Source organism: Gymnodinialimonas sp., from assembly GCF_059726805.1.
Map to the genome: position 1 here is coordinate 3184607 of NZ_AP041059.1, position 22773 is coordinate 3207379.

Below are 22773 nucleotides of genomic sequence, written 5' to 3' on the forward strand. Positions count from 1 at the left end.
CTTTCAAGGCGGCCAAAGCGCCGTTGGGCCCGCCCTGGTCACCGCCGCGCAATGGCGCCTCGTCCAATGGCCCATCGCGCGTACGCAAGACACCTACGCCTGGCTCGACAGCCACCTCGCGCCCTTCACAGCTTACGTGCTTTTCGTCTTCCCCATCGTGGTCCCCGCCGTCATGCGCGTCCAAGAAGTCGCCTTCAAACCGATGCAGTTCCTCATCAATGTCTGGAGCTTCGTCGCTATTCTCGGCCTCGGCTGGACAATGGTCAGCGCCACAATCGCCAGTCCCTATGCCCTGATCCTCTTCGCAGCGTTCATCCCCATCGTCGGCCTCTTCGGCATTTTCGGCGAAAGCCGGTTCGAGAAGCGCTATTCCAATGGCCTAGTGCTGCGCGACTTCACACCTGTCTCAAACCAAAGGAAAGATGGGCTCATCTATGCCGATACGCGCGCGCTCACACTTGGGGCTGCGATAACCGCCTTCTGGTTCCACCTGCCGCTCGCGCCGGGCACCCTCATCGGCTTCTACGCCACCGCCATCGGCGGCCTCCTGGCCATTGTGGGTTTTGCCGCTCTGGTCTTCACCTTCACCCACGAACGCATGCCGACCCCCAACATGGGCCGCAAGATCGGCCATGACACCCGCGCGATCCAGACCGCCGCCGGGGCGACCTTGATCTGCGCAATCGGGGGAATGCTTCTGGTCGATGGCCCGCTGACCCTGACCCTGCGCGAGATGTCGGGGCTTCAAACGGTCCAGGCCACCTTGCTGGTCGTGGCCACCACCGGCTTTGTCTATGCCATCGACGGCGCACTCGCCCTGTTCCAGCGCGTCGTCGATGTCATGGTCGATGTCGATGACCGTGACACCTCGTGTACCGTCATTTTTGAGGAAGCCGGCACGCCGCTGTTCCAAAGCGCCACGGGCGACGACAAACAGGGCCATGTCCAGATGCGCGAACATCTGGAGCTTTCGGGCTGCAAGACCATCGTGGCCCAAAAAGCCCTCTGGGTGGGTATCGCGGGCCAGAAGAATCCGGTCCTCATGCTGGCGCGCACGAACACGACCTATCGCACCGACCCGAACTACCGCCATTTCGTGGAACAGGGCGGCACCCTGATCGTGCTGGCCGACCGCACCGACCTGTCGCGGAAACGCGCCATTCTGGACATGTTCGGGTTCGACGTCACGGCACGGGCGAGCGGGCATTGGAAGAACGTCGCCCCCGATGGGATCTTCAGCGAGCGCACCGGCTTTGCCGAAACCCACAGGGTCTACGTCTCGCTGTGCATCCGCCCCGCCCCCGGGGACCGCATTCTGGCCGAAACCGCCCCCGAGACCCCCGGTGCGCCTTTCGTGAGCGAGCCCTTTATCCTCAGCCGTCGCCACGGCGAGGGTCAGGTCATTCTCGTCGGAAGCCTGTCCTTGTTCTCGAACGAGAACATCAACGAACGGCGCACGTTCCGCATTCTGGACCGTTTGCTACAGGAAATCCCCGTGCCCCGGGTCCCTGCGGTCTCCCCTGTCCCGCCGGTCCCTGCCCCCGTCGCACAGGCCGAACGCGTGTAGGACGTTCTAGCGCCAGCCACGAAAAAAGGCGCCCACGAGAGGTCTGGCAGGCGCCCTTCTCAATAGCGTTGGTGCCCGTTCAGTCGCCCCGTTCAGGCGCCGGTGATCTTCTCGATGATATCTTCGACCGAGATGCCGAGCCCTTCCAGCATCGACAGATCGATGCCGTTTTCACTCAGCAGGTTGGTCACCGCCTCCGCGTCCAGATCCTGCAGCGACGACAGGTCAATGCCCGCCTCGCCCAGCTTGTCCATGATGCCATCCAACGGCCCTTCGCCGCCCATCAGGCCACCCAACATATCGCCAATACCCATCGTCTTCTCCCTTTGGTTCTGACCTGCTGCGTCCCACGATTCTGCGCCCACGCCTAGGGGAAAATCGGTCAGTTAAGCCCCGGAAGGTCGGTTTGCGCAGGTTAAAAAAGGGTTAACAAAATCATCAAAAGTGCATTGTTTCAGTGGCTTAACCCCTGTGCTCAAGCTTGAGCACCCCGCCCGACCCGCACTTCATACCCGGGCTCTTCCGGCTCCTCATCGACAAGCTCCATCGGAAACCCCTCGGCCCGCACCTCCAGGCCCGTGGCGACCTCCAGAAGCTCGATCATCCGATCCGATTGCGCCGCCTCCCCCAGCACCCGCTGCCCCTCGGTCAGCATCTCGATCACCTTCGGCGACAGCTCCAACGGCACCCCGTTCCGGTCCGCGATGGCCTGAAAAAGCCCCACATCCTTCTGGATCAGATCGAGCGTGAAATTCACATCGCGGGAGCCTGACAGGATCAGCTGGCTCTCGGTTTCATGGACGAAGGAATTCCCCGAGGACACGGCGATGGCCTCATAAGCCACGCCCAGATCCACCCCCGCCGCCTTCATCACCGCAAGGCTCTCACAAAGCGCCAGAAGATGGGTCGTCGCCAGATAATTCGTCATCACCTTCAACGTCGATGCCGCCCCCAAAGGCCCCGTGTGCAGCACCCGGCGGCCCATCTTGGTCAGCAGCGGGAAGACTGTATCGAAGACCTCCCGCGCGCCGGACATATAGATCGAGATATTGCCGGTATCTGCCCGGTGGCACCCGCCCGAAACCGGGCATTCCGCCACCGCGCCGCCCTTCGCTTCCACCAGCGGCGCGATCCGCAGGATCTCGGCGGCATCGGTCGTGGACATCTCCATCCAGATCTTGCCGGGCCCAACCTCGGGCAGCATCTGGTCGACCACCGCTGCCGAGGCCGCAGGCGACGGCAGGCAGGTGATTACCACGTCGCAATCCCGCATCATCGCCGCCGGATCTCCTCCCGCCGTGGCCCCGCGAGCGACGAACCCCGCGACGGCCTCAGCATCCAGATCGTGAACGCTCAGCGTCACCCCGTTGCGCACCAAAGATCCGGCGAGCTTGCCGCCCACCGATCCCAACCCGATAAATCCAACCTGCATCTTTGTGTCCCTTCTTATTCCAAACTCACGCCTTGCTCGGCCAACAGGCCCGTAAACCGCCGATGGCCCGAGGTCCCGTGTGCCATCAACGTGATGTTGACCTGAGAGCCGGGCGCGTCCTGATAGACCGACAGCGCCAACGCTGGCGCGGTTTTGGGGGGCCAATAGGCAACGATCGCTTCGGCCTCATAAACCACGCTGTTGGCCTCCGTCGCCCGCATGTCCGCGTCGATCCTTTCTACGAGCCCCTCGGGGATCGAAAACCGTTTCGGCCCCTCCCCACGCGAGGCCGTGATTTGCCGGATCACCGCCGCAACGAAACCTGCCACGGCATCGGGGCTGTCACAGGGGGCGGTCACGGCGAGGGGCAGTTGGAACCCAACCACGGTGTCGAGGGTTTGCGGCGGGCGCGGCGTGGACCGCGTGCGCCACAGGTACCATAGGTCTCCCCACAGGTCGCTCAGGATGATCCACCACGGGTCCCGAATCCCGCGCCTGGGGTCTTCTCCCGGGGCAAGGCCCAACGCCTGCGCGCGTTCTTCCTCGAAGTAGGCGAAAGCGGCTTCCTGCCCGGCGGCACCCCGGTCGAAGAGGTCCTCCAGGGTCTCAGCCGAAAGGACATCGGACAAATCCGGCACTTTGCCGTCTTTCGGATAGCGGAAGAGCGTTTGGGTCAACGGCTGCGCCTCACGGAACCACGACGATATTGCCCGTGTGGGCCTTGGCGATGAAGGCGGCTTGCGCCTCGCGCAACTCCGCCAAGGGATAGGTCGCGGCGAGGACCGGTTTGATCGCGCCTTCCTCAATGTAGCGGATCAGGTTCGGCATCACTTGCGGCCCGATCACGGTGGAACCGGTGAAGGTCAGGTCATTCAGGTACAGCGTTCGCAGGTCCAGATCGACAATCGGCCCGGCAATGGCGCCGGAACAGGTGTAGCGCCCGCCGCGTTCCAGCACGTCGATCAGGGCCGAGAACTGCGGGCCCCCGGTGATATCGGCCACGACCGTGATCCGTTCATCACCCAGAGCGGCGCGCAGGTTTTCGGGCGCGCGCGCAAGGATCTGGTCGGGGCCGAGGGTGGCCACGGCATCGTGCTTGGCCTCGGACGCCATGGCGATGACCCGTGCGCCGCGGCGTTTGGCCAGTTGAACCAGCGCGCCGCCCACGCCGCCGGACGCGCCGGGCACCAGAACGGTGTCGGCCTCGGTCACCTGGGCGCGGTCCAGCATCCCCTCCGCCGTGGAATAGGAGCAGGAGAACGTCGCCAGCTCTGCATCGCTGAGCGGGCTGTTAACGGCGAGCGCGTTGCGGGCGGGCATGGTGGCGAACTGGGCATAACCGCCGTCCCGCTCGGATCCATAATAGCCGGTCTTGTTGAGGTTCCCCAGATCGTCCGGATCCCGCAGCCAGTTGTCGGTGATCACCCGCTGCCCGACACGGGCCGCGTCGACGCCGTCCCCGACCGCCACGATGCGTCCGCAGACATCCGCGCCCTGAATGCGGGGGAACTGGATCGGCGCGCCGCCCCATGTCGGGTCCTCTTCATTGACGGAGGCGTAGGCGCCGCCGGTCGTGGCTTCCGTCACGGCCTTGGAGTACCAGCCCGAGCGGGTATTGACGTCCGTATTGTTAAGGCCAGTCGCGCCAACTTCTACAAGAACTTCGCCCGGGCCCGGTTGCGGCACAGGCCAATCCTCGTGCCACTGGTACGCGTCCAGGTCCCCATGTCCGGTCAGCACCATTGCTTGCATCGTTGTCGGCAGGGTCATCGTGTTTTGCCTTTCTTTTTCGCACCGTAGCCCGGCGCTGAGTGGGAACCGGGATGTGCCGTGGGGCGCCCGGATTGCACGGATCACGCCCCCGGCCTGCATCGCCGCGGGTAGTGTTGGCCTTATCGAATTCAACCCATGGCAGTAATTATTGCTTTCGAAAATGAAAGAATCGCGCATAGGCTCCATTCACGCGCAATAAAGCTTCCAAAAAGGAAGTCGTTGACCGCCAGAAGACGACACGAAAACTGCGTGCCGCTCCTCGGTCACACAATACGGGAGAGATCAAATATGGCGGTTAAACCACCACTCACGGACCTACCGATCAACACGGCAGACTCCGGCTTTTATCGCGGCTTCAGCCCGAATGTGACGATTATCAGTAAAGCGATTATCAGCATCCTCGTGGTCTGGTGTATCTTCTGGCCGGTTCAGGCCGGTGCGACGCTTGGCACCTGGAACTCGATTATCCTCAACAACTTCGCGGCGTGGTACATCTGGGTTGTGGCGCTGTTCGTGATCATCTGCCTGGGCCTGGCGATCTGGCCTGCTGCGGGCCGGATGAAGCTGGGAACGGCGGACGAAGTGCCTGAATTCTCCAACTTCTCCTGGTTCTCGATGATGTTCGGCGCCGGTATCGGTGTGGGCATGTTGACCTGGGCCGTGGCCGAACCTGTCGCCCACTTCCAGAACAACCCCTCGGTCATTCAGGGCCTCACGACGGCGGGCGGCGCGGACAACGTGCGCACGGCCTACGTCTGGTCGTTCCTGCACTGGGGTGCGGGCGCTTGGGCGTGTTACGCGATCATCGGTCTGGCGCTGGCGTTCTTCGCCTACCGCCGCGGCCTGCCCCTGACGATCCGCTCGGCGCTGACGCCGATCTTCGGCAAGGCGCTTTCGGGGACGCTCGGACACATCATCGACATCGTGGCCGTTGTGGCAACGATCCTTGGCGTCGCGCAAACCCTTGGTTTCGGGGTGGAGCAATTCGTGGCGGGCCTGACCCGGATCGGCATTGGCGGTCTGACCCATGGCGCAGAAGCGGTGAACGCCGCGGGCGAAAGCATCGCGGGTGCGGTGAACGCGATGGGCATCGTGGTGGCGCTTTTGTTCATCATGGGCGCCTCGACCCTGTCGGCGCTGTCCGGCGTGGGTAAAGGGATCAAGTGGCTGTCGAACATCAACATGGTGCTGTCGATCTTCCTTCTGGGCTTCTTCATCATCTTCGGGGCCACCTGGTTTGGCTTCACGGCGATGTTTGTGGGCCTCTGGGACTACCTGATCGCGCTGCCGGGCCTGAGCTTCAACGTCTACCGTTCCGACGGTGTTGAAGGGTCCGAGGCCTTCCTGCTGGCACAGTGGCAGGGCTGGTGGCCGGTGTTCTACTGGGCCTGGTGGATCGCATTTGCCCCCTTCGTGGGCCTGTTCCTGGCACGTATCTCCAAAGGTCGCACGATCCGCGAGTTCGTCCTGGGCGCCATGATCGTACCTGGCCTGATGTGCATGGTCTGGTTCTCCTGGGCCGGTGGCACCGCCATTGACCTGGAGTTGAACGGCGACGCCAACGGCGTGATCTTCGGCGCCCCCAACGGGGACAAGATCTTCGCGATGACCGAGTTCATGCTCGCCCCCATCGCCCAGATCCTCGCCTGGGGTATGGCGGTGCTGATCGTGGTTCTGTTGATGACGTTCCTCGTCACCTCGGCGGACTCGGCGGTTCTGATCGTTAACACGATTAACGCAGCTGGCGACGAAGGCCCCAAGGCGCGTCCCCACATCATGTTCTGGGGTGCTGCCCTGGCGCTTGTGGTGGGCGGATTGCTTCTTTCAGGCGGAACAAGCGCCATTCAGACTGCGATGGTGATCGGCGCGCTGCCCTTCTCGATCGTGATGGTCCTGATGTGCTTCGCCCTGATCAAGGCGATCTGGAACGATGGCCGCCGCGAGAAGGTGGGCATGGCCACGACGGTCGAGCCTGATGAGCGGGCGGTCCCGGCGGAATAAGCCATTTGACCGACAACCGGACGGGCCGCGCTTGAATGTGCGGCCCGTTTTTTCATGTCATGACAGGAGGTCCCGATGGACGACTTTTTCGAACGTGGACTGGAACAGCGCAAAGCCACCCTGGGCGCAGAATACGTAGAGAAGAACCTTGCCGCCGCCGATGATTTCACCCGCCCCTTCCAGGAGGCGATGACCGCCTGGTGCTGGGGTTTCGGCTGGGACGACGATGTGATCGAGCCCAAGACCCGCAGCATGATGAACCTGGCGATGTTGGGGGCTCTTGGCCGCTCGCACGAGTGGGAAATCCACTGTCGCGGCGCGCTCAACAACGGGGTCACCAAGGAAGAAATCCGCGCCATCATCCATGTGGTCGGCATCTATGGCGGCGTGCCCCTGTCGCTGGAATGCTTCCGCATCGCGCGCCGCGTGTTGGAAGAAGCAGAAGAGCTGTGACACCCTCCTCGTGACGTGGCGTCACAGGTTAACCCGGTTTACAAATAAATGAACGTCGTTCATAAATGGAGGCAGAGCTGATCTGAAAGGGTTGAGACATGAGCCGTCTGGGTACGATATCGCGCCGAGGATTGCTGTTGGGCGCGGGCGCGGCAGTGGGCTACGGGCTGGGAAATGCCTGGGCCCCGGGCCTGTCGCAGATCGACGGCGTGCCCCGGATTGGCGGCGGTATGGTGGACCCCACGCGCTCTACCCCGGACCTGTTTCTCAACGACGCGTCCGAACTGTCGGCAACGCCGATCCACGTCCACACCCGCCCGCAGGCCCATGGCGACGCGCTGATCGAGGCGTTCCGCGCGGAACTCGCCGCCGCCCAGGCCGAGAACCGGCCCGTCTGCGTCAGCGCCGCGCGCCATTCCATGGGCGGGCAGTCGATTCCGCGCGATGGCCATGCGATCACCGTCGATGACGCCACGATCGAGGTCGATACCGCCGCCCAGACCTACCGCGTGAACGGCGGCGCGCGCTGGCGCGACGTGATCGCGACGCTTGATCCGCTCGGGTTCTCGCCCGCAGTGATGCAGTCCAACCACGACTTCGGCGTCGCGGCCACGTTCTCGGTCAATGCCCACGGCTGGCCCGTGCCCTACGGCCCCATGGGCGCCACGGTGCGTGAGGTCCGCATGGTCGTGCCCTCGGGCGATATCGTCACCGCCTCGCGCACCCAGAACACCGACCTCTTCAACCTCGCCGTCGGCGGCTACGGCCTGGCTGGCATGATCGTGGATATGGAAGTCGACATGGTGCCCAACCAGCGCCTCGCCCCCGCCTTCACGCCCATGCCCGCGCGCGATTTCCCCACAGCCTTCCGCGCCGCCGTCGATGACCCCACGATGCCGATGGCCTACGGCCGCCTGAACGTGACGCGCGAGACCCTGTTCGAAGACGCGCTACTGGTCACCTATTCGCCCACCCCGGACCAATCCGACATCCCCCCCGCGACCGAATCCGGCTGGTTGTCCTACGCCGCCTCCTACCTCTACCGGGGCCAGGTGGGCCGCGAGGGCATGAAGGACTGGCGCTGGTGGGTGGAAACCTCCGTCGGGCCGCGCTTTGCTGGCGAAAGCACGCGCAATTCGCTGATGAATGAGCCTGTGGTCACCCTCGATGACCGCGACCCGACCCGCGTCGATATCCTGCACGAATACTTCGTGCCGTTCGACGCGTTCGACGCCTTCCTGGAGGCCTGCCGCGATGTGATCCCCGACGCTTTCGTCGAGTTCCTCAACGTCACCCTGCGCTTTGTGGACAGCGACACCGACAGCCTCCTGCCCCATTCCCCCACCCCGCGCATCGCCGCTGTCATGTCCTTCACCCAGGAAATGACCGCGCGGGCCGAGGCCGATCACGCCCGCATGACCGCCGCGCTGATCGAGCGGATCATCGCAATCGGCGGCACGTATTACCTGCCCTACCGCCCCCACGCGAGCCTCGACCAATTCACCCGCGCCTACCCCCGTGCGCCAGAATTCGCCGCCGCCAAACGCGCCCTCGACCCAACCCTGACCCTGCGCAATAATCTCTGGGACCAATACCTCGCCCCCCTGTAACCGCGTCCCCCATTTCCCCGTTCCCAAAATATCCCGGGGAGCGCGAGGGGCTGGCCCCTCGCTCCAGTCCCCAGCCACCAAGCGCTGCGTTCGAAAGGACACTGAACCATGAGCCTGATCCGCCGCCTCTGCCTGGTCTACGCCGTCATCCTTCTAGGGGCCGCCGCGATCAACTACATCCCCGGCCTGACAGACGACACCGGCCTCGCCTTCGGCATCTTCGCGCTCGACCCTTTCGACGACGCGCTCCACCTGGTCTCGGCCATCTGGGCCTTCCTTGCGGGCCTCATCTCCAACCGCTCCGCGCGCACCTTCCTGATCCTCTTTGGCGCGGCGTATCTGGGCGACGGGATCTTCGGCATCTTCACCGGTTGGGGCTATCTGGATTTCGGTATTTTCACCAATGAGGCGCTCGGCATGGACTGGTCGTTCCAGCGCATCATGGCGAACCTGCCCCACATCGGCCTCGGCTTCATCGCGCTCGTCGCGGGCGTGGCGGCGCGGCGCGCATGAGGGCGCTGGGGCGGATCCTCAAGCGCCTTCTGCAGGCGGTTTTGCTGCTGGTCATCGTGCTGGCCAGCCCCGTGGTCTATGTCGAAACCATGTGCCGGGGCGGCGCGACGCCCGCGCCCTCCACGCCGCTGGCGGGCGAGACCCGCCCCGAAATCCGCACCCTGCTCACCTATCCCGAATGGCACATCGTCCACGCCTATGACGACTACGCCGAGGTGATCCGCGAAGGCGACCCCCATGATTTCAGCTACCTGCGCGCGATCCTCGGCTATTGGTCCTCGCTCTGCACCCTGACGCAAGAAGCCGCGTCCCTGGGCGAGATTGACGGCGACACCCGGCAGCTGGTTCATGTCATCGGCGTCTCCTTCACTTTCGAGATGATCATGAAGGCGGCCTATGAGGAGACCATCGGTCGCCTCGCCACGGTGATCCGGGGCCCGCAACACGCGCGCCTCGACAATCTGTCGGCGCAGCAGGCCGCCGAATACGCGACGTTCCTGCAACAGGTGCCGTGGTACCGCTATGATTTCCGCCGCGATGCCGCTGCCCTGAACCAGGTCGCCACGGACGCCTTCCGCGACCAGGAACGCGCGTTCTCCCTGGGGCTGGAGCATCTGGCCCGCGCTGCCTACGCCGACGTCATCGCGGGCGCGGTCGCCGCCACGGGGTTCGACGATCTGACCCTGCAGATGGTCGTCACCGGCCTGCCCGCCGAGGCCTTCACCGCCGTCGATGGCGTCAGCCTGATCGGCCAAACCGAGGCGGGGCTTGAAATTGAGACCCCGCGTTACCGGGAACTGACCGGCCTGTTGGCCCTTTGGGCCAATCAGGGGGCCCAGTTCATCGACATGGCGGGCAATGATCAGATCATGTTCACGGCGATCTCGGAGACGCCTGTGCAACCGGGCGCGCTCGAAAGCCTCGCGCGCCAAGGCTACGGCGACACGCGCCACCTGTTCCTTGTGCCCGTACGCGAGTTGGCCGAGACCCTGCGCAGCCTTGAGGCGCGCGGCCTGCGGTTGGAGCATGTGCATGATTATTAGGCGCCTGGCTCTCGCGGTGCCGATCATGCTGATCGGCTGGATCGCCACGCTGGCCCTCGTCATGCGCGCAGGCGGCGAGGCGCCCGCCGCCTTCGTCCCCTTCCCGACCGCCGCTTTGATCGAGAACCTGCCCGCAGATGTCGCCATCACAGGGCGCTCTCCCGTCTCGCTGACCCTGCGCACCGACGCGGATGACCTTCCCACCCGCCTCTATGAAGCGGGCGCCTGGTTGGTCCTTCCCGCCGGGCTGGAGGCCTGTATCCCGAATTTCCTTCGCGACACGCCCGCCGCCAGCTAGGCTTGCGCCATGCCCCCCGCCCCGCCGCCAGACGTCGCCGCCGCCCTCGCGCCCCTGCACCCGCGCCTGATGGAACTGCGCGCGCTGATCTTCGCCGCCGCCGAGGCGACCGGGACCGCACCCCTGAACGAGACGCTGAAATGGGGTCAACCGGCCTATCTGCCCGCGAAAAAAGCCGGAACGACCCTGCGTTTGGGCGAAGACGCGGGCCAACCCACGCTGTTCGTGCCCTGCTCGACCAACCTGCTGGACCGCTACCGTGATGCCTTCCCGTCCGAGTTCACCTATTCCGGCGCCCGCGCCGTCCATGTCCCGGCCCAAGGCCCCTTCCCCAAAGCCGCCTTCCAGCACATCGCGGCCCTGGCCTTGACGTACCACCGCGACAAACGCCGCTAGTCCCACACGCTCTTTTCATCTTGCCCGGAAAACTCCGGGGGTGGGTCCTCTTTTCCCAAAGGAAAAGAGGACCGAGGGGGCTGGCCCCCTTCCGCCCTTGGCAACAGCACATTCCGCGAAAGAAAAAGGCGCGCCCGTTTCCAGGCGCGCCTTCCAACCTCTCGACCAAGGGCCGATCAGCGATGCAGATCGAAGCGGTCGTTCTCCATCACCTTGACCCAGGCGGCGACGAAATCGTCCACCATCTTGGCCTCGGCATCGGCAGAGGCATAGACCTCCGAGAACGCGCGCAACTGGCTGTTGGAGCCGAAGACCAGATCAACCACCGTAGCGGTCCACTTCACCGCGCCCGAGGCGCGATCCTTGCCTTCCAGGATGCCGCTTTCGGTCTGCTCCCACACCGTGTCCATGCTCAACACGTTCTTGAAGAACGCGTTGTTGAGCGCGCCGGGCGTCTCGGTCAGCACGCCATGCTTGGCGCCGCCAAAGGTGGCCCCCATCGCCCGCATCCCGCCGACCAGCACCGTCATCTGCGGTGCCGTCAGACCCAGCAAGGCCGCCTTGTCGACCAGCATCTCCGCCGGTTCGCGCAGCGAGAACGGCGCGTGGTAGTTGCGGAACCCGTCCGATGTCGGCTCCAGCACGTCATAGCTTTCGACGTCCGTCTGCTCTTGCGTCGCGTCGCCGCGACCCGGCGTGAAGGGCACGTCGACGGCATGGCCCGCGGCACTCGCGGCCATTTCCACACCAACGCCACCGGCCAGCACGATCATATCCGCGTAAGAGATCTGCGCGCCGCCCTTGGCGTTGAACGTATCGGCGATCCCTTCCAGCACCGGCAGTACCTTGTCCAACTCGTCGGGGGTGTTGACCGTCCAGCCGCGGGCGGGCTGCAACCTGATGCGCGCGCCATTGGCCCCGCCCCGCTTGTCGCTGTCGCGGTAGCTTGCGGCCGAAGCCCAGGCCACGCGGACCAGCTCTGCTGCCGTCAGATCCGTCGCGGCAACGGCCGCCTTCAGCTCTGCCTGATCGGCAGCGCTCACCAGCGGGCCCTGCGGCGCAGGCACCGGATCCTGCCACAACAGCTCTTCACCCGGCACGTCGGCCCCGAGGTAGCGCTGCAACGGGCCCATGTCGCGGTGGGTCAGCTTGTACCAGGCGCGCGCGAAGGCGTCGGCGAACTTTTCAGGGTTGGCGTGGTAGTCGCGGCTGATCTTCTCATAGGCCGGGTCCATACGCATCGCCATGTCCGCCGTCGTCATCATGATCGGCACGGTGCCGTTGCCATCGACCTGCGGGGCCTGATCGTTTTCAGCATCGACGGGCTTCCACTGGTTGGCGCCAGCGGGGGATTTCGTCAGCTCCCACTCATGGCCGAAAAGCACGTCGAAGTAGGACATGTCCCACTGGGTCGGCGTCGGCGTCCAGGGGCCTTCCACGCCAGAGGTCGTGGTGTGAACGCCTTTGCCGCTTTCGAAATCGTTCTTCCAGCCCAGGCCCATGTCGGCCACATCCGCGCCCTCGGGCTCTGCGCCCACCATCTCGGGATCGCCCGCGCCGTGGGCCTTGCCGAAGGTGTGGCCACCGGCGACCAGGGCCACGGTTTCCTCATCATTCATCGCCATGCGCGCGAAGGTATCGCGGATGTCATGGGCTGACAGAAGCGGATCGGGGTTGGCGTTGGGACCCTCAGGGTTCACGTAGATCAGGCCCATCTGCACGGCGGCCAGCGGGTTGGCCAGCTCGCGCTCGCCAGAGTAGCGCTCGTCGCCAAGCCAGGTCGCCTCGGGGCCCCAGTACACGTCCTCCTCCGGCTCCCACACATCATCGCGACCGCCGCCGAAACCGAAGGTTTTCAGGCCCATGTCGTCGAGCGCCACGTTGCCCGCCAGGATCATCAGATCGGCCCAGGACAGCGACTTGCCGTATTTCTCCTTGATCGGCCACAGGATGCGGCGCGCCTTGTCGAGGTTGCCGTTGTCGGGCCAGGAGTTGAGCGGCGCGAACCGCTGCTGACCGGAACCGCCGCCGCCACGCCCATCATAGGTGCGGTAGGTGCCAGCCGAGTGCCAGGCCATGCGGATCATCAGCGGGCCGTAATGGCCATAATCCGCAGGCCACCAGTCCTGGCTGTCCTTGAGGCAGACCGCGATGTCGGCCTTCACGGCCTCCATATCGAGCTTCTGGAATTCTTCTGCGTAATCAAAGCCCTCGCCCATCGGGTCGAGCTTTTCCGAGTTCGCCGACAGCGGCTTGAGGTTCAACTGGTTTGGCCACCAATGCAGGTTGGCCGTGCTGGCCGTGGGCTGCTGTCCGGGGCCGTGCATGACCGGGCAACGACCTGAAGCTGGGGATCCGTCCATCATAATCTCTCTCCACTGTTAGCTGTTTGGCGTGCGACTTCACCGTCGGTGAATCGCCATTGCACGAACTTTAGCACCCCGACGCGATTAGCTACAGTTGGTAATCCTGATTGTTGTGATAAGGTGGGCTTATGATAAACCTGACCCTCAAACAGCTGCGCTATGTGGATGCGCTGGCGCAGCATGGCCATTTTGGCCACGCGGCGGCGGCGTGCAATGTCACGCAGCCCGCGCTATCGATGCAGATCAGGGAATTGGAAGAAGCCTTCGGCCTGCCGCTTTTTGAGCGCACCCCGCGCCACGTGCGCCTGACGGGGTTTGGCGAGGCCGTGCTGACCCGCGCCAAGGACATCCTGCGCGCGGTTGACGAGTTGGACGACCTCGCCCGCGCCGCGCGCGGTGGGCTGACCGGGCGCTTGCGGCTTGGCGTGATCCCCACCATCGCGCCCTACCTTCTGCCCCGTATCATCGGCGCTTTGGGCCTGCATTACCCGGACGTGGACCTGCACATTCGCGAGACGCTGACGCCGCGTCTGTTGGAGGATCTGTCCGCCGGGCGGCTCGACACGGCGATCCTGGCGCTGCCGGTGTCCGAGCCGACGCTGACCGAAGTCCCGCTTCATGATGAGGAATTTGTCCTGGTCCGCCCCTCGGGCGACGCCCATGAACCCGTGCCCGACGGCGAGGCGCTGGCACAGATGCGCCTGCTGCTGTTGGAAGAAGGCCATTGCTTCCGCGACCAGGCGCTCAGCTTTTGCAATGTGCGCAGTAACTTGCCCCGTGACGGGTTGGACGGGTCGAGCCTGTCGACCCTGGTGCAGATGGTCGGCGCGGGCATTGGCGTGACGCTGATCCCGGAAATGGCCGTGGGCGTCGAGACACGGTCCGCCGCCGTGTCCGTGGCACGGTTTGCCCAGGCCACGCCGAAAAGAACCATCGGCATGGTGTGGCGCAAGGCGAGCCCCTTGGCCGGGCAATTGGACGGGATGGCCGAGATCGTTCGGGGCGCCATACGCCCGCATAATTAAGGCCACGCGCGGCAAGCGCATGGCCTTGGCAGATCAACCCCCGGGTTTGGGTTAGTTTGTGATCCGGAAATGGCGGAGCTTGGAGGGGCGGAAGAAGCTCCAATTCGACAGGTGCTGCACGGCGAAGTTGCCGAAGAAGCGGTCGATCAGCGGGCGTTTGGTCATCAGGCCCCGGCTGGAGAGCAGCGGGAAAAAGAGGTTGCCGAAGCGCTTGTCGATGGTGACCGCGTGCATCCGCTTGCGCTCATGGCTGTAGGACAGGGTCGGGATGCCGAAGGCCGCCGAGATCCCGCGCGGTTTCAGGCCATTGTCCACGTCAAGGTGGTTGGTCAGGAAGAGGCGGTGGCTCGACATGATGGACAGGTACTGCCGGTCGTCGAACTCTTTGGGGATATGGATGTTCTCATTGGCGACGCCCGCATCGAAGGAGGGGTGCATGTCCGCCGTTTCAATCGCCGTCTTGGCGGCACCGAATGGTACGAAGGGGGCGCGGACGACCAGAAGGCCCCGGCCCACGGACAAATGCTGCGCGTATTGCTGTGCGATATCGACGGGCACGCCCGCCGCGACAATCGTGTCTTCCGCAGAACGTCCGCCCTGTTCGATCACATCCATTGTGCTCTCGGGGAAGCCTTCCGCTTTCAGCTTCGCAACAACCTCATCGGCATGCGCCGCATTCTCATAGAGCCGTGTCACAATCGTGGTCATCTCAGGTGAGCCTCCCCAACATTTAACCTAGGCCAGTGCCCGCGAGGACGGAACACTGGCGATTTCCATATATTAGGGCGACTTGCCCAGATTTCGAGTACTCATGACGTGAAGACGCCAAATTACGCAGAGAGCCGCCAACAGAAAGGCGACTTCCAGAAGAAAAACAGGGATGTAGGGCGCCGCAGGTCGTAGGTCGGCCCCGCCGGGAAGCGCCAGGATGACGTCGCGGATGATGCCGCCTGCGGCAATCGCGATCCCCGCCGCCGTGGCCTGAACCGCGCCCCAGGCGCCGAGGGCCAGGCCGATCTGCTCGCGCGGGGCGCGGCGCATCGTGGCCGTCAGCGTGCCGTGTCCAAAGAGGCCGGCACCGACACCGGCGGCGAAAACGCCTACTGAGAATAGCGCAATGCCGCCCAGTTGCGCGGCAACCGTTATGGCGATGAAGCCCGGCACGCCGATGGCGGCGCCGTAGGTGGCAACGTTGAGCGGCTCTGCCCCGCGCAGAAGCACGTAGCTTGCAAACCAGAAACCCAACAGGCTGCCCGCTGCCAGCACGGCCGTCAGGCGCGTGGTCATCGCGACGGACATATCGAGGACCTGGCCGCCGTAGGGCTCCAGCAGCACCTCGGCCATGCCGTAGGCCATGGTGCCGAGCGCGATGACGATCAGCAGCCGTTTCGTCCCTTCGCGAGAAGAGAAGACGGACCAAGCGGCCATGAAGGTTTCCGTGGGCGGCGGCAACGCGGCGCGCGCGCGGTCGCGGGGCTCTTGCTTCCAAAGTGCGCAAAGGTTCAGGGCCACGGTCACAACCGCCGCCCCTTGGACCACCTGCGCCAGGCGCCCTGCGGTGTAGTTGGACAGGAGCCAGCCAAAGACGATGGCGCTGACGATCATGCCGACCAGAAGCATCACATACATCAGGCCCACTACCTTGGGCTGATCCTCAACCGGCACCAGATCCGTGGCCAAGGCCAGGCCCACTGTTTGCACCGTATGCACCCCCGCGCCGACCATAAGGAACGCCAGCGCCGTGAAGGTATGGCCGATCCAAAGCGGCGCATCGGCGGCCTGATCGTAGCCCGACAGGACCAGAAGCGCGAAAGGCATGATCGCGAAGCCGCCGAATTGCAGCATCGTGCCCTTCCAGATGAACGGCACCCGCCGCCACCCCAAGGCGCTGCGGTGTTGGTCTGACTTGAAGCCAATCAGCGCGCGGAATGGCGCGAAGACCAGCGGCAGCGCCAGCATGATCGCCACCAGCGAGGCGGGCACCCCTTGCTCCACGATCATCACGCGGTTGAGCGTGCCGACCAGCAGGACCAGCGCCATGCCGACCGAGACCTGGAACAGGGATAGACGCAGAAGACGGGAGAGCGGGACATCGTCACTGGCGACATCGGCGAACGGCAAATACCGAGGCGTGACCCCGGCGATGCGTCTCAGCAGATTGTCTTTAAAGCCGGACATGCAGACCCTTGCGGCGGCGCGTGAGAGGGCCGCCAAAACTCTGAAAAAACTGGCCGGGTCAAGAAGCGACGCGCGCTTCTATCCCCCGGTCGTAGAAGACGAGCCGCCTGAGAGGGGCGCCGCGTCCGAGGTCAATTAGTTTGAGGCAAGCGTGATCGGGTCCTCGATCACAAGCCTGGCCGTCCGCCCATCGGGCAGAACAACTGTCGCGCCGTCGGTCATGGCGGCGTCAAGGTACATCGGCGTGTCAGCTGTCACGGCACTTGCAGGAATAACCTGCGCGTCGGTCTCAAGCGCTGCCATACCGGAACCCAATTCCTGTCCAGACAGGAAATCGGCAACCCAGGAGGTGTTGCTCAGGACAGCGACGTGCACTGCGAACGAACCAACGGCAACCGCTGAAAGAAACAGCGGAACACCGACGGTGGGCTTCACGACGAGCCAGATCTTTGAATTGTTCATGTGATCTTGCTCCCGTTAGCCCAGCCAAGGCGTCGATACGGCGACGAGGAAGTGGGCGACCAGAGCGATCCCCCCAAACACGCGCGTACCATCGATGAGGTAGCTATGCACCTCTTCGGCCTCTTTGAGGGTCAGACCCGTAGGCCAGACTTTATCTGGATCATCAGACATGATGTTCCCTTCCTCTTGCTTTAGAGATTTGGCCTTGGAACTCGCGCCCCAAGACCGGCGAGCGAGGGCCCCAGAAAAAAGACGAAGGGTCTTAGCGCCGGGTCCTTCATGGATCAACATGTCACATATATCTGACACGTCAACTGTAAATCACAGTTGACACATAGGTTCTGACTATTAATTGCAGCGCGAAATTCTTGCCAATGGGTCCGCGCAGCACCGGCTGTGACACCCTCCATGGGCCCAAAAGGCGCGAAACCTGTCGCTTTACCGGGAAAGACAGTTTCCCTTTTCGCCTTCGGGGTTAGGCGGCGATGGAAGGAGCGTTGGTGTGCTCGCCGCGCGGCCCGGCGTGAAGATGGCAACGCCAGAACCCGGCTCCCGGACGGCTGAGCGCGTGCGATTCTATTTGAATAGGTCGCGCGAAAGAGCAGCGACTGACGCGGTTCCGCTAGCCCGCCTTTCCCAGTTTGGAGCGATGCAGCAGCGGGGATGCTCGGAATGCGTCCCGCATCTTCTCAAGACTGTAGTCGGGCTCGTGGGCGCGCAGGGTTTCGACCATCGCCTCTGCGTCGGCCACCCGTCCACACTTCATATAGAGCATCCCCATCAGCCGCTTGGGGGCCACGAAATGCGGCGCGTCGCGGCCCAGGGCCTCGCCGATCTTGAGGGCTTCCGTATAGCGCCCCGCGCAGGCGGCAGAGCGCATGGCGACGTAGCGGATGGAGGACTTCGCGCTGCGCGGCACGGCGAGCGCGTTGGCACGCCGGGTCAGGCGGTAGCCCTCCTCAAAATTGCCCAGGTGGGTATGGACCATGCCGAGGTACGAGATCCCGTAGGGATTACTGGGGTTGAGCGTATGGCTGCGCTGCGCCAATTCCAGCGCCTCTTCATTGGACAAGAGCCACATGGACCGGATGAAGGCGGCGAGCGACAGGATGATAGAATTTCCGGGCTCCTGCTCTTCAGCGAGGGAGATGAACCGCTCCATCTCTTCGCTGATCGCCTGGGAGTTTCCGCCGCCGCCCTCGCCCAACAGGAACGTGCGCAGATAGGCGCGCCAGGCCAGGAACACCGGCTGCGGATCAATCTCATAGGCTTTGGCAATCAGCGTATCGGCGGCCTCGATCGTGGCGGGCGCGTAATCGGTGACCGAGCGCATCGCCCGGAAACACATCGCCGTGGCGATCTTGGCGACGGGCAGCTGCGCCTCATAGCTGGCGATTTCGTTCAGCGACTGCTCCACCGCTTCATTGACCAGGTCGATCATGTCGATGCTGTCCGACAGGCGGATCAGATTGGTGAAGATCGTCCCGTCCAGCGAGCGGGTAAGGTTGACCGACACGCCCTTGGCGCCACCCGCATCGACCGAGCTGATCTGGACGCGAAACGCGCGTTCCGCATCGGTGCGCGACAGGCCGGGCATGGAGGCTTCATCCAGCAGATGCACCTTGCCGGTATCGTCGATGCTCTTGCAGATCAGATCCTGCAACACGGCGTTGTAGGTCTGCGCCTGAACCAGGCTATCGGGCCGTCCGCGAATGACGATGGGCCGGTGGAGCGGTGTTTCCTTCGGCGCGGGGGTGGGCGAAAGGCGCCGCTCAAAATGTGTGCGGCGGTCGGCCTGCCAACGCTCGAATGCGGGATCACGGATGGTCAGATCTGCCAGGAACTGCGGCGCCTCTCCGGGAAGGGCGGCAAGCCGTGTCAGGTGATCCTCATCCTCGGTATCGACCCAGATCCGCTTGGTATCGAGCGCCAGCATCTGCGGGCCTGCCAGCAACAAATCACTGTCGTCCCCAAGGGCGCGGCGGATTTCCAGAATGCACTGGCGGTAGCTGGCGGCGGCCTGTGAAGCGCCGCGCCCGCTCCACAAATGATCCTGCAACCACGACCGGGCCCGCGCCTTGTCGCGCCCCGTCCCCAAGGCCGCCAAGATGCCGCGGGACTTTTTTCCTTTAATTTCAATCGTGCCGCCAGAGGGAGACTCAAGCCGAAACGGGCCAATCAGGGTGAGTTTGTAGGCGTCGTTCGTCATTTTCCCTCCCCCGTCTTGCCGTGCCATCGGCCGCGCGCCGTTAAAAAAGTGTTAATTCAACTCCGTTTCTAACACGGGAAATAGGGCTTTGTTGACAAAAACGAGGGTGCGCGGCCCGTTTGCTTGACGTTGGGTAATTTTTAAGCGGGGCGCTATGACGACGAGCAGCTTTTCATCCGTACAGCATGGTCAACATGGCCAACACGGACAGCATGGTCAGCACGGCCAACACGGGCAGCACGGTCAGCATGGGCAACACGGCCAGCATGGTCAGCACGGCCAACATGGCCAGCACGGGCAATTCTCGTCCTCCTCCGGCGCGCCAACTTCTGCCGCCGCCGCGTTGATCATGGGGCACGCCACGACGGCGGGGCCCTGGACCTGGGATCAAAACGGTCCCAAGCCCAAGCCGCTGGCCTTCAACGACCCCGCCAACCTGCACACCTGGTCTGCCGATGTGCGGGTTATGATCATCGTGCAGGAGATCGCGGCCAGCCTGAAAGTGACCCCCGTCAGCGGCACGCCGGACGCCGTTTCCGTCGGCCTGCACGACGGCACGGAGATTGCGCGCCTGGATCGCCCCAGCGTCGAGACCTTTGCCAAACAGCTGAATTACCTGGAATATTACGCCGACCAGCGATCTGAGCGCACCGCCGAGATCCTGTCTGAGCTGACCGACCTGATCACGCCGTTTGGCGCGGTGCTGCCGCTGCATCCGGGCCGCCACCGCTGGACCTACGAGCTGATCCAGACCTCGCTGGAGGCAATCTCTCTGATCGAAATGCAGTGCAAGCACCTGCTCGCCTGCCGCCGCCCGAATGAATATTCGGCCCAGATCCAACCGATGATCCAGACCCCGGGCCATGGGGCCTTGCCCTCTGGCCACGCGACCGAAGCGTTCCTCGTCGCGACGATCCTGCGTGACCTGTCCCAATGCGCGCAGCATCGGCCCCACCTGGCGGAGAACCAATTGCTCCGCCACGCCGCGCGGGTTGCCCAGAACCGCACGGCAGCGGGCGTCCACTTCCCCGTGGACAGCGCGGCGGGGGCGACCCTTGGGGTGTCTCTTGCCGGGTATATCCTGGAAATGGCCGGAAGTGCCGGTCACGCCAACGGCTGGCATTGCGCCAGCGACGCCTTCGGCGGGGCGGATTTCACCTATGAGACTGTGGAAGGGATTTTCGGGTCGGACCCCTTAAACGTCGATGATCCCAGCACCAACGCCTCGGTGACTTACGCCACGCCGATCACCTATTCGCTGCAAACCCACCCCGCCACACTGGCCCTGACCCAGCTGTACACGCTGGCCAAGGCCGAGTGGACCACCGCCACGGCGCCCCAGGCGCAGGGGTAGCGGCAATGGTGTGGTCCTGGGGCACAGCATCGCGAATGGACGGGGGCGGCAAGGCGGCCACCGTGCAATCGCCCACCAGCGATTGGTGGCAGCGGCAATTGGTCGGCAATCTGCCGCCCAACGTCGCGACGCCGGTGGATCGCGAGGCCTATACGGCACATCCCGATGATACCGCGCCCGTGTTGGACCATGCCTTCTGCATCGATCCACGCGAAGATCGGGGCGACATCCCCCCGCTGGAGGGCTTGGCCCAAACCGTGATCATGGGCGTCATCGACGACGGCCTCGCCTTCGCCAATGCCCGCTTCCTGAAACCCGGCCCGAGCGGTCGGTACCAAACCCGAATGGCCGCGTTCTGGAACCAGGACGCCACCTGCGGCAACACCCGTGTCGGATCCAGCGCCACCGATGGCTACACTCTGCCCTTTGGCCATGACTGGACCGAGGATGAGATCAACACGGGCCTTTTAACCTACCCCAACGGCGCCTACCCTGACCCGATCGCCGCCTACCGTGCCGCCGAGATGTCGCGCGCCGTGTCGGGCGCGCTGAAGCACGGCACCCATGTGATGGACCTCGCCACAGGCTACGATTGCGACGACACGCGGCCCAACGATCTGGGCGAAGTCCCGGCCGAGATGGCCCTGCGCCGCCCCATCGTGGCCGTGCAACTGGCGCGCCACGCCACCCAGAATGCTTCGGGCGCGTTTATGGCACCCTTTGTGACCCACGCGATGGCCTATATCCTCGACCGTGCCGTGCGCCTGCAGCCCGTCAGCGGGGACCGCGTGCCGGTCGTGCTCAACTTCTCCTACGGGATCTACGCCAGCGCCCTGAACGGGCGCGCGGCGATGGAAGAGTGGATCGACGACGCCGTGAAAGCGATGTGGAAAGACCACGGCATTCCGGTCTGGGTCGTGCTGCCGTCGGGCAACAGCCACATGGACCGCACCCACGGCGAACAAGAGGTCGGGGCGACGCGCCCGGAGGCCGCGCCATCGCCGCTGATCCTGCGGCATCAACCTGAGAACAAAGCACCCACCGTGGTCGAATTCTGGTGGCCGGAACGCACCACCAGTCTTGAGACCTACGGGTTGGAGGGGGTGAAGGGCGCCAAGGGCGGACTGAATGCCAAGCAGCGTAGGCAGGTAATCGAGTCTCTCTCTGCCCTGCCCTCCCCCCTCCGGCTGGAGATCCGCCCGCCCCAGGCGCGTGACTGGATCGAGCTGCCGCCGGATGCGGTGAACTTCTTCCACGGCGTTCCCCTGACGGATGGCGAGCGTACCCTTGCGATGGCCTACCATGAGGCGTTGCTGAGCTTCGGGCGCAAGACAATGGACAAGGACACCCGCGACGTCAGCGTGCAGATGAAGCTGACGTTGGTCCTGGCACCGTCGGCGTTTGAACAGGCCATTGATACATTCGCCTTCGCGCAAACCGGTGCCACGCTGCCGGCGGGCAATTGGGAAGTCCGCCTTTGGAACGAAGACGCCAGCGGCCCCGAGACAGTCACCGTGCGGTGCCAACGCAATGACACGCCCTTCGGCTTCCGCCCCTACGGTCGCCAGTCGCGCCTGGAAGACGCGCAGTACCGTGCCGTCCGCCCCGATGGTCGCGCGGATCAGACCGATAGCGCCGACGCCTGGGTGTTGCGCCGGGGCACGACCAATGCGATCAGCTCGGGCGCCCATACGATCCGCGTGGGCTCGGTGCGCGTCGCTAACCTCGATGCGCGCGATGTGACCGGGAATGGCACCATCGCGGCGTCCGTTTTCACGGGCGCGGGCGACCCCGACAATCCGTTTGACGGCGTCGATATCGCCGCCGCTTCCGAAGTCAGCTCTGCCGTGCCCGGTGTTTTGGGCGCGGGCACCCATTCCGGGTCGCGCATGCGCCTCTCGGGGACCTCGGCCTCTGCGCCGCAGGTCGCACGCTGGATTGCGCTGGAGCTTGCGCAACCCGGCATTCCACCGCTTCGCGATGCCCTGATCGCCGAGGCTGCTAATTCAACCGCAAGTTATTTCGAAGACAGCTACTCGCCGGACCGCACAGGCGCCCGGTTATTATTAGGACCCGGTGCTCGTTAATTCCAG

At 64.3% G+C, this 22773-nt stretch carries 21 protein-coding genes; 11 read left to right on the top strand and 10 right to left on the bottom strand.

What is annotated here, in order from left to right:
* Positions 1-136: 136 nt before the first annotated feature.
* Positions 137-1567, top strand: a complete 1431-nt coding sequence (locus AC6I9R_RS15550) for a DUF4350 domain-containing protein (protein WP_461426478.1) — start codon at positions 137-139, stop codon at positions 1565-1567.
* Between the two features lie 92 nt (positions 1568-1659).
* Here AC6I9R_RS15550 and AC6I9R_RS15555 read toward each other — a convergent pair whose 3' ends face one another.
* From AC6I9R_RS15555 to AC6I9R_RS15570, 4 genes are all read right to left on the bottom strand, one after another.
* The gene (locus AC6I9R_RS15555; protein ID WP_461426479.1) at positions 1660-1881 is read right to left on the bottom strand and encodes a hypothetical protein; all 222 of its coding nucleotides are present in this window, start codon (positions 1879-1881) and stop codon (positions 1660-1662) included.
* A 161-nt stretch (positions 1882-2042) separates the two neighbouring features.
* Positions 2043-2999: an NAD(P)-dependent oxidoreductase gene (locus AC6I9R_RS15560; protein WP_461426480.1), complete on the bottom strand. Its 957-nt coding sequence runs from the start codon at positions 2997-2999 to the stop codon at positions 2043-2045.
* A 14-nt stretch (positions 3000-3013) separates the two neighbouring features.
* On the bottom strand, positions 3014-3676 hold the full coding sequence (locus AC6I9R_RS15565) for a hypothetical protein (RefSeq protein WP_461426481.1): 663 nt from the start codon (positions 3674-3676) through the stop codon (positions 3014-3016).
* A 10-nt stretch (positions 3677-3686) separates the two neighbouring features.
* Complete coding sequence (locus AC6I9R_RS15570) at positions 3687-4769, bottom strand: alcohol dehydrogenase family protein (RefSeq protein ID WP_461426482.1); 1083 nt, start codon at positions 4767-4769, stop codon at positions 3687-3689.
* 291 nt (positions 4770-5060) lie between these two features.
* Here AC6I9R_RS15570 and AC6I9R_RS15575 point away from each other — a divergent pair, with 291 nt between their 5' ends.
* The 7 genes from AC6I9R_RS15575 to AC6I9R_RS15605 all read left to right on the top strand — a co-directional run bounded on the left by AC6I9R_RS15575 (position 5061) and on the right by AC6I9R_RS15605 (position 11086).
* Positions 5061-6773: a BCCT family transporter gene (locus AC6I9R_RS15575; RefSeq protein WP_461426483.1), complete on the top strand. Its 1713-nt coding sequence runs from the start codon at positions 5061-5063 to the stop codon at positions 6771-6773.
* A gap of 75 nt (positions 6774-6848) precedes the next feature.
* Entirely contained in the window at positions 6849-7226 is a 378-nt protein-coding gene (locus AC6I9R_RS15580) for a carboxymuconolactone decarboxylase family protein (protein ID WP_461426484.1), read from the top strand.
* A 98-nt stretch (positions 7227-7324) separates the two neighbouring features.
* The gene (locus tag AC6I9R_RS15585) at positions 7325-8836 is read left to right on the top strand and encodes an FAD-binding protein (protein WP_461426485.1); all 1512 of its coding nucleotides are present in this window, start codon (positions 7325-7327) and stop codon (positions 8834-8836) included.
* 108 nt (positions 8837-8944) lie between these two features.
* A complete protein-coding gene (locus tag AC6I9R_RS15590; RefSeq protein ID WP_461426486.1) occupies positions 8945-9349 on the top strand; it encodes a hypothetical protein in 405 nt (134 codons plus the stop codon).
* A complete protein-coding gene (locus AC6I9R_RS15595; RefSeq protein ID WP_461426487.1) occupies positions 9346-10392 on the top strand; it encodes a hypothetical protein in 1047 nt (348 codons plus the stop codon). Before AC6I9R_RS15590 ends, AC6I9R_RS15595 begins: the two co-directional genes overlap by 4 nt.
* The gene (locus AC6I9R_RS15600) at positions 10382-10690 is read left to right on the top strand and encodes a hypothetical protein (RefSeq protein ID WP_461426488.1); all 309 of its coding nucleotides are present in this window, start codon (positions 10382-10384) and stop codon (positions 10688-10690) included. Before AC6I9R_RS15595 ends, AC6I9R_RS15600 begins: the two co-directional genes overlap by 11 nt.
* A gap of 9 nt (positions 10691-10699) precedes the next feature.
* On the top strand, positions 10700-11086 hold the full coding sequence (locus AC6I9R_RS15605) for a DUF1801 domain-containing protein (RefSeq protein ID WP_461426489.1): 387 nt from the start codon (positions 10700-10702) through the stop codon (positions 11084-11086).
* Between the two features lie 176 nt (positions 11087-11262).
* Here the strand turns inward: AC6I9R_RS15605 and katG are convergent, their stop codons facing one another.
* Positions 11263-13449, bottom strand: coding sequence for a catalase/peroxidase HPI (gene katG, locus AC6I9R_RS15610; protein WP_461426630.1), 2187 nt, complete (start codon positions 13447-13449; stop codon positions 11263-11265).
* A gap of 131 nt (positions 13450-13580) precedes the next feature.
* Between katG and AC6I9R_RS15615 the strand changes: the two genes are divergently transcribed.
* Positions 13581-14477: a hydrogen peroxide-inducible genes activator gene (locus AC6I9R_RS15615; protein ID WP_461426490.1), complete on the top strand. Its 897-nt coding sequence runs from the start codon at positions 13581-13583 to the stop codon at positions 14475-14477.
* A 51-nt stretch (positions 14478-14528) separates the two neighbouring features.
* Here AC6I9R_RS15615 and AC6I9R_RS15620 read toward each other — a convergent pair whose 3' ends face one another.
* The 5 genes from AC6I9R_RS15620 to AC6I9R_RS15640 all read right to left on the bottom strand — a co-directional run bounded on the left by AC6I9R_RS15620 (position 14529) and on the right by AC6I9R_RS15640 (position 19326).
* Positions 14529-15185 (bottom strand): hypothetical protein, encoded by a 657-nt coding sequence (locus AC6I9R_RS15620; protein WP_461426491.1) that lies wholly within the window; start codon positions 15183-15185, stop codon positions 14529-14531.
* 72 nt (positions 15186-15257) lie between these two features.
* Entirely contained in the window at positions 15258-16655 is a 1398-nt protein-coding gene (locus AC6I9R_RS15625) for a PucC family protein (RefSeq protein WP_461426492.1), read from the bottom strand.
* A gap of 135 nt (positions 16656-16790) precedes the next feature.
* Complete coding sequence (locus AC6I9R_RS15630) at positions 16791-17117, bottom strand: light-harvesting protein (RefSeq protein ID WP_461426493.1); 327 nt, start codon at positions 17115-17117, stop codon at positions 16791-16793.
* 15 nt (positions 17118-17132) lie between these two features.
* The gene (gene pufB / locus AC6I9R_RS15635) at positions 17133-17288 is read right to left on the bottom strand and encodes a light-harvesting antenna LH1, beta subunit (protein WP_461426494.1); all 156 of its coding nucleotides are present in this window, start codon (positions 17286-17288) and stop codon (positions 17133-17135) included.
* A gap of 451 nt (positions 17289-17739) precedes the next feature.
* Positions 17740-19326 (bottom strand): AfsR/SARP family transcriptional regulator, encoded by a 1587-nt coding sequence (locus AC6I9R_RS15640; protein WP_461426495.1) that lies wholly within the window; start codon positions 19324-19326, stop codon positions 17740-17742.
* 154 nt (positions 19327-19480) lie between these two features.
* Between AC6I9R_RS15640 and AC6I9R_RS15645 the strand changes: the two genes are divergently transcribed.
* Together AC6I9R_RS15645 and AC6I9R_RS15650 are read left to right on the top strand one after the other, a co-directional pair.
* Positions 19481-20680 (top strand): phosphatase PAP2 family protein, encoded by a 1200-nt coding sequence (locus tag AC6I9R_RS15645; protein WP_497862962.1) that lies wholly within the window; start codon positions 19481-19483, stop codon positions 20678-20680.
* Between the two features lie 5 nt (positions 20681-20685).
* The gene (locus AC6I9R_RS15650) at positions 20686-22767 is read left to right on the top strand and encodes a hypothetical protein (protein ID WP_461426498.1); all 2082 of its coding nucleotides are present in this window, start codon (positions 20686-20688) and stop codon (positions 22765-22767) included.
* Positions 22768-22773: the final 6 nt, after the last annotated feature.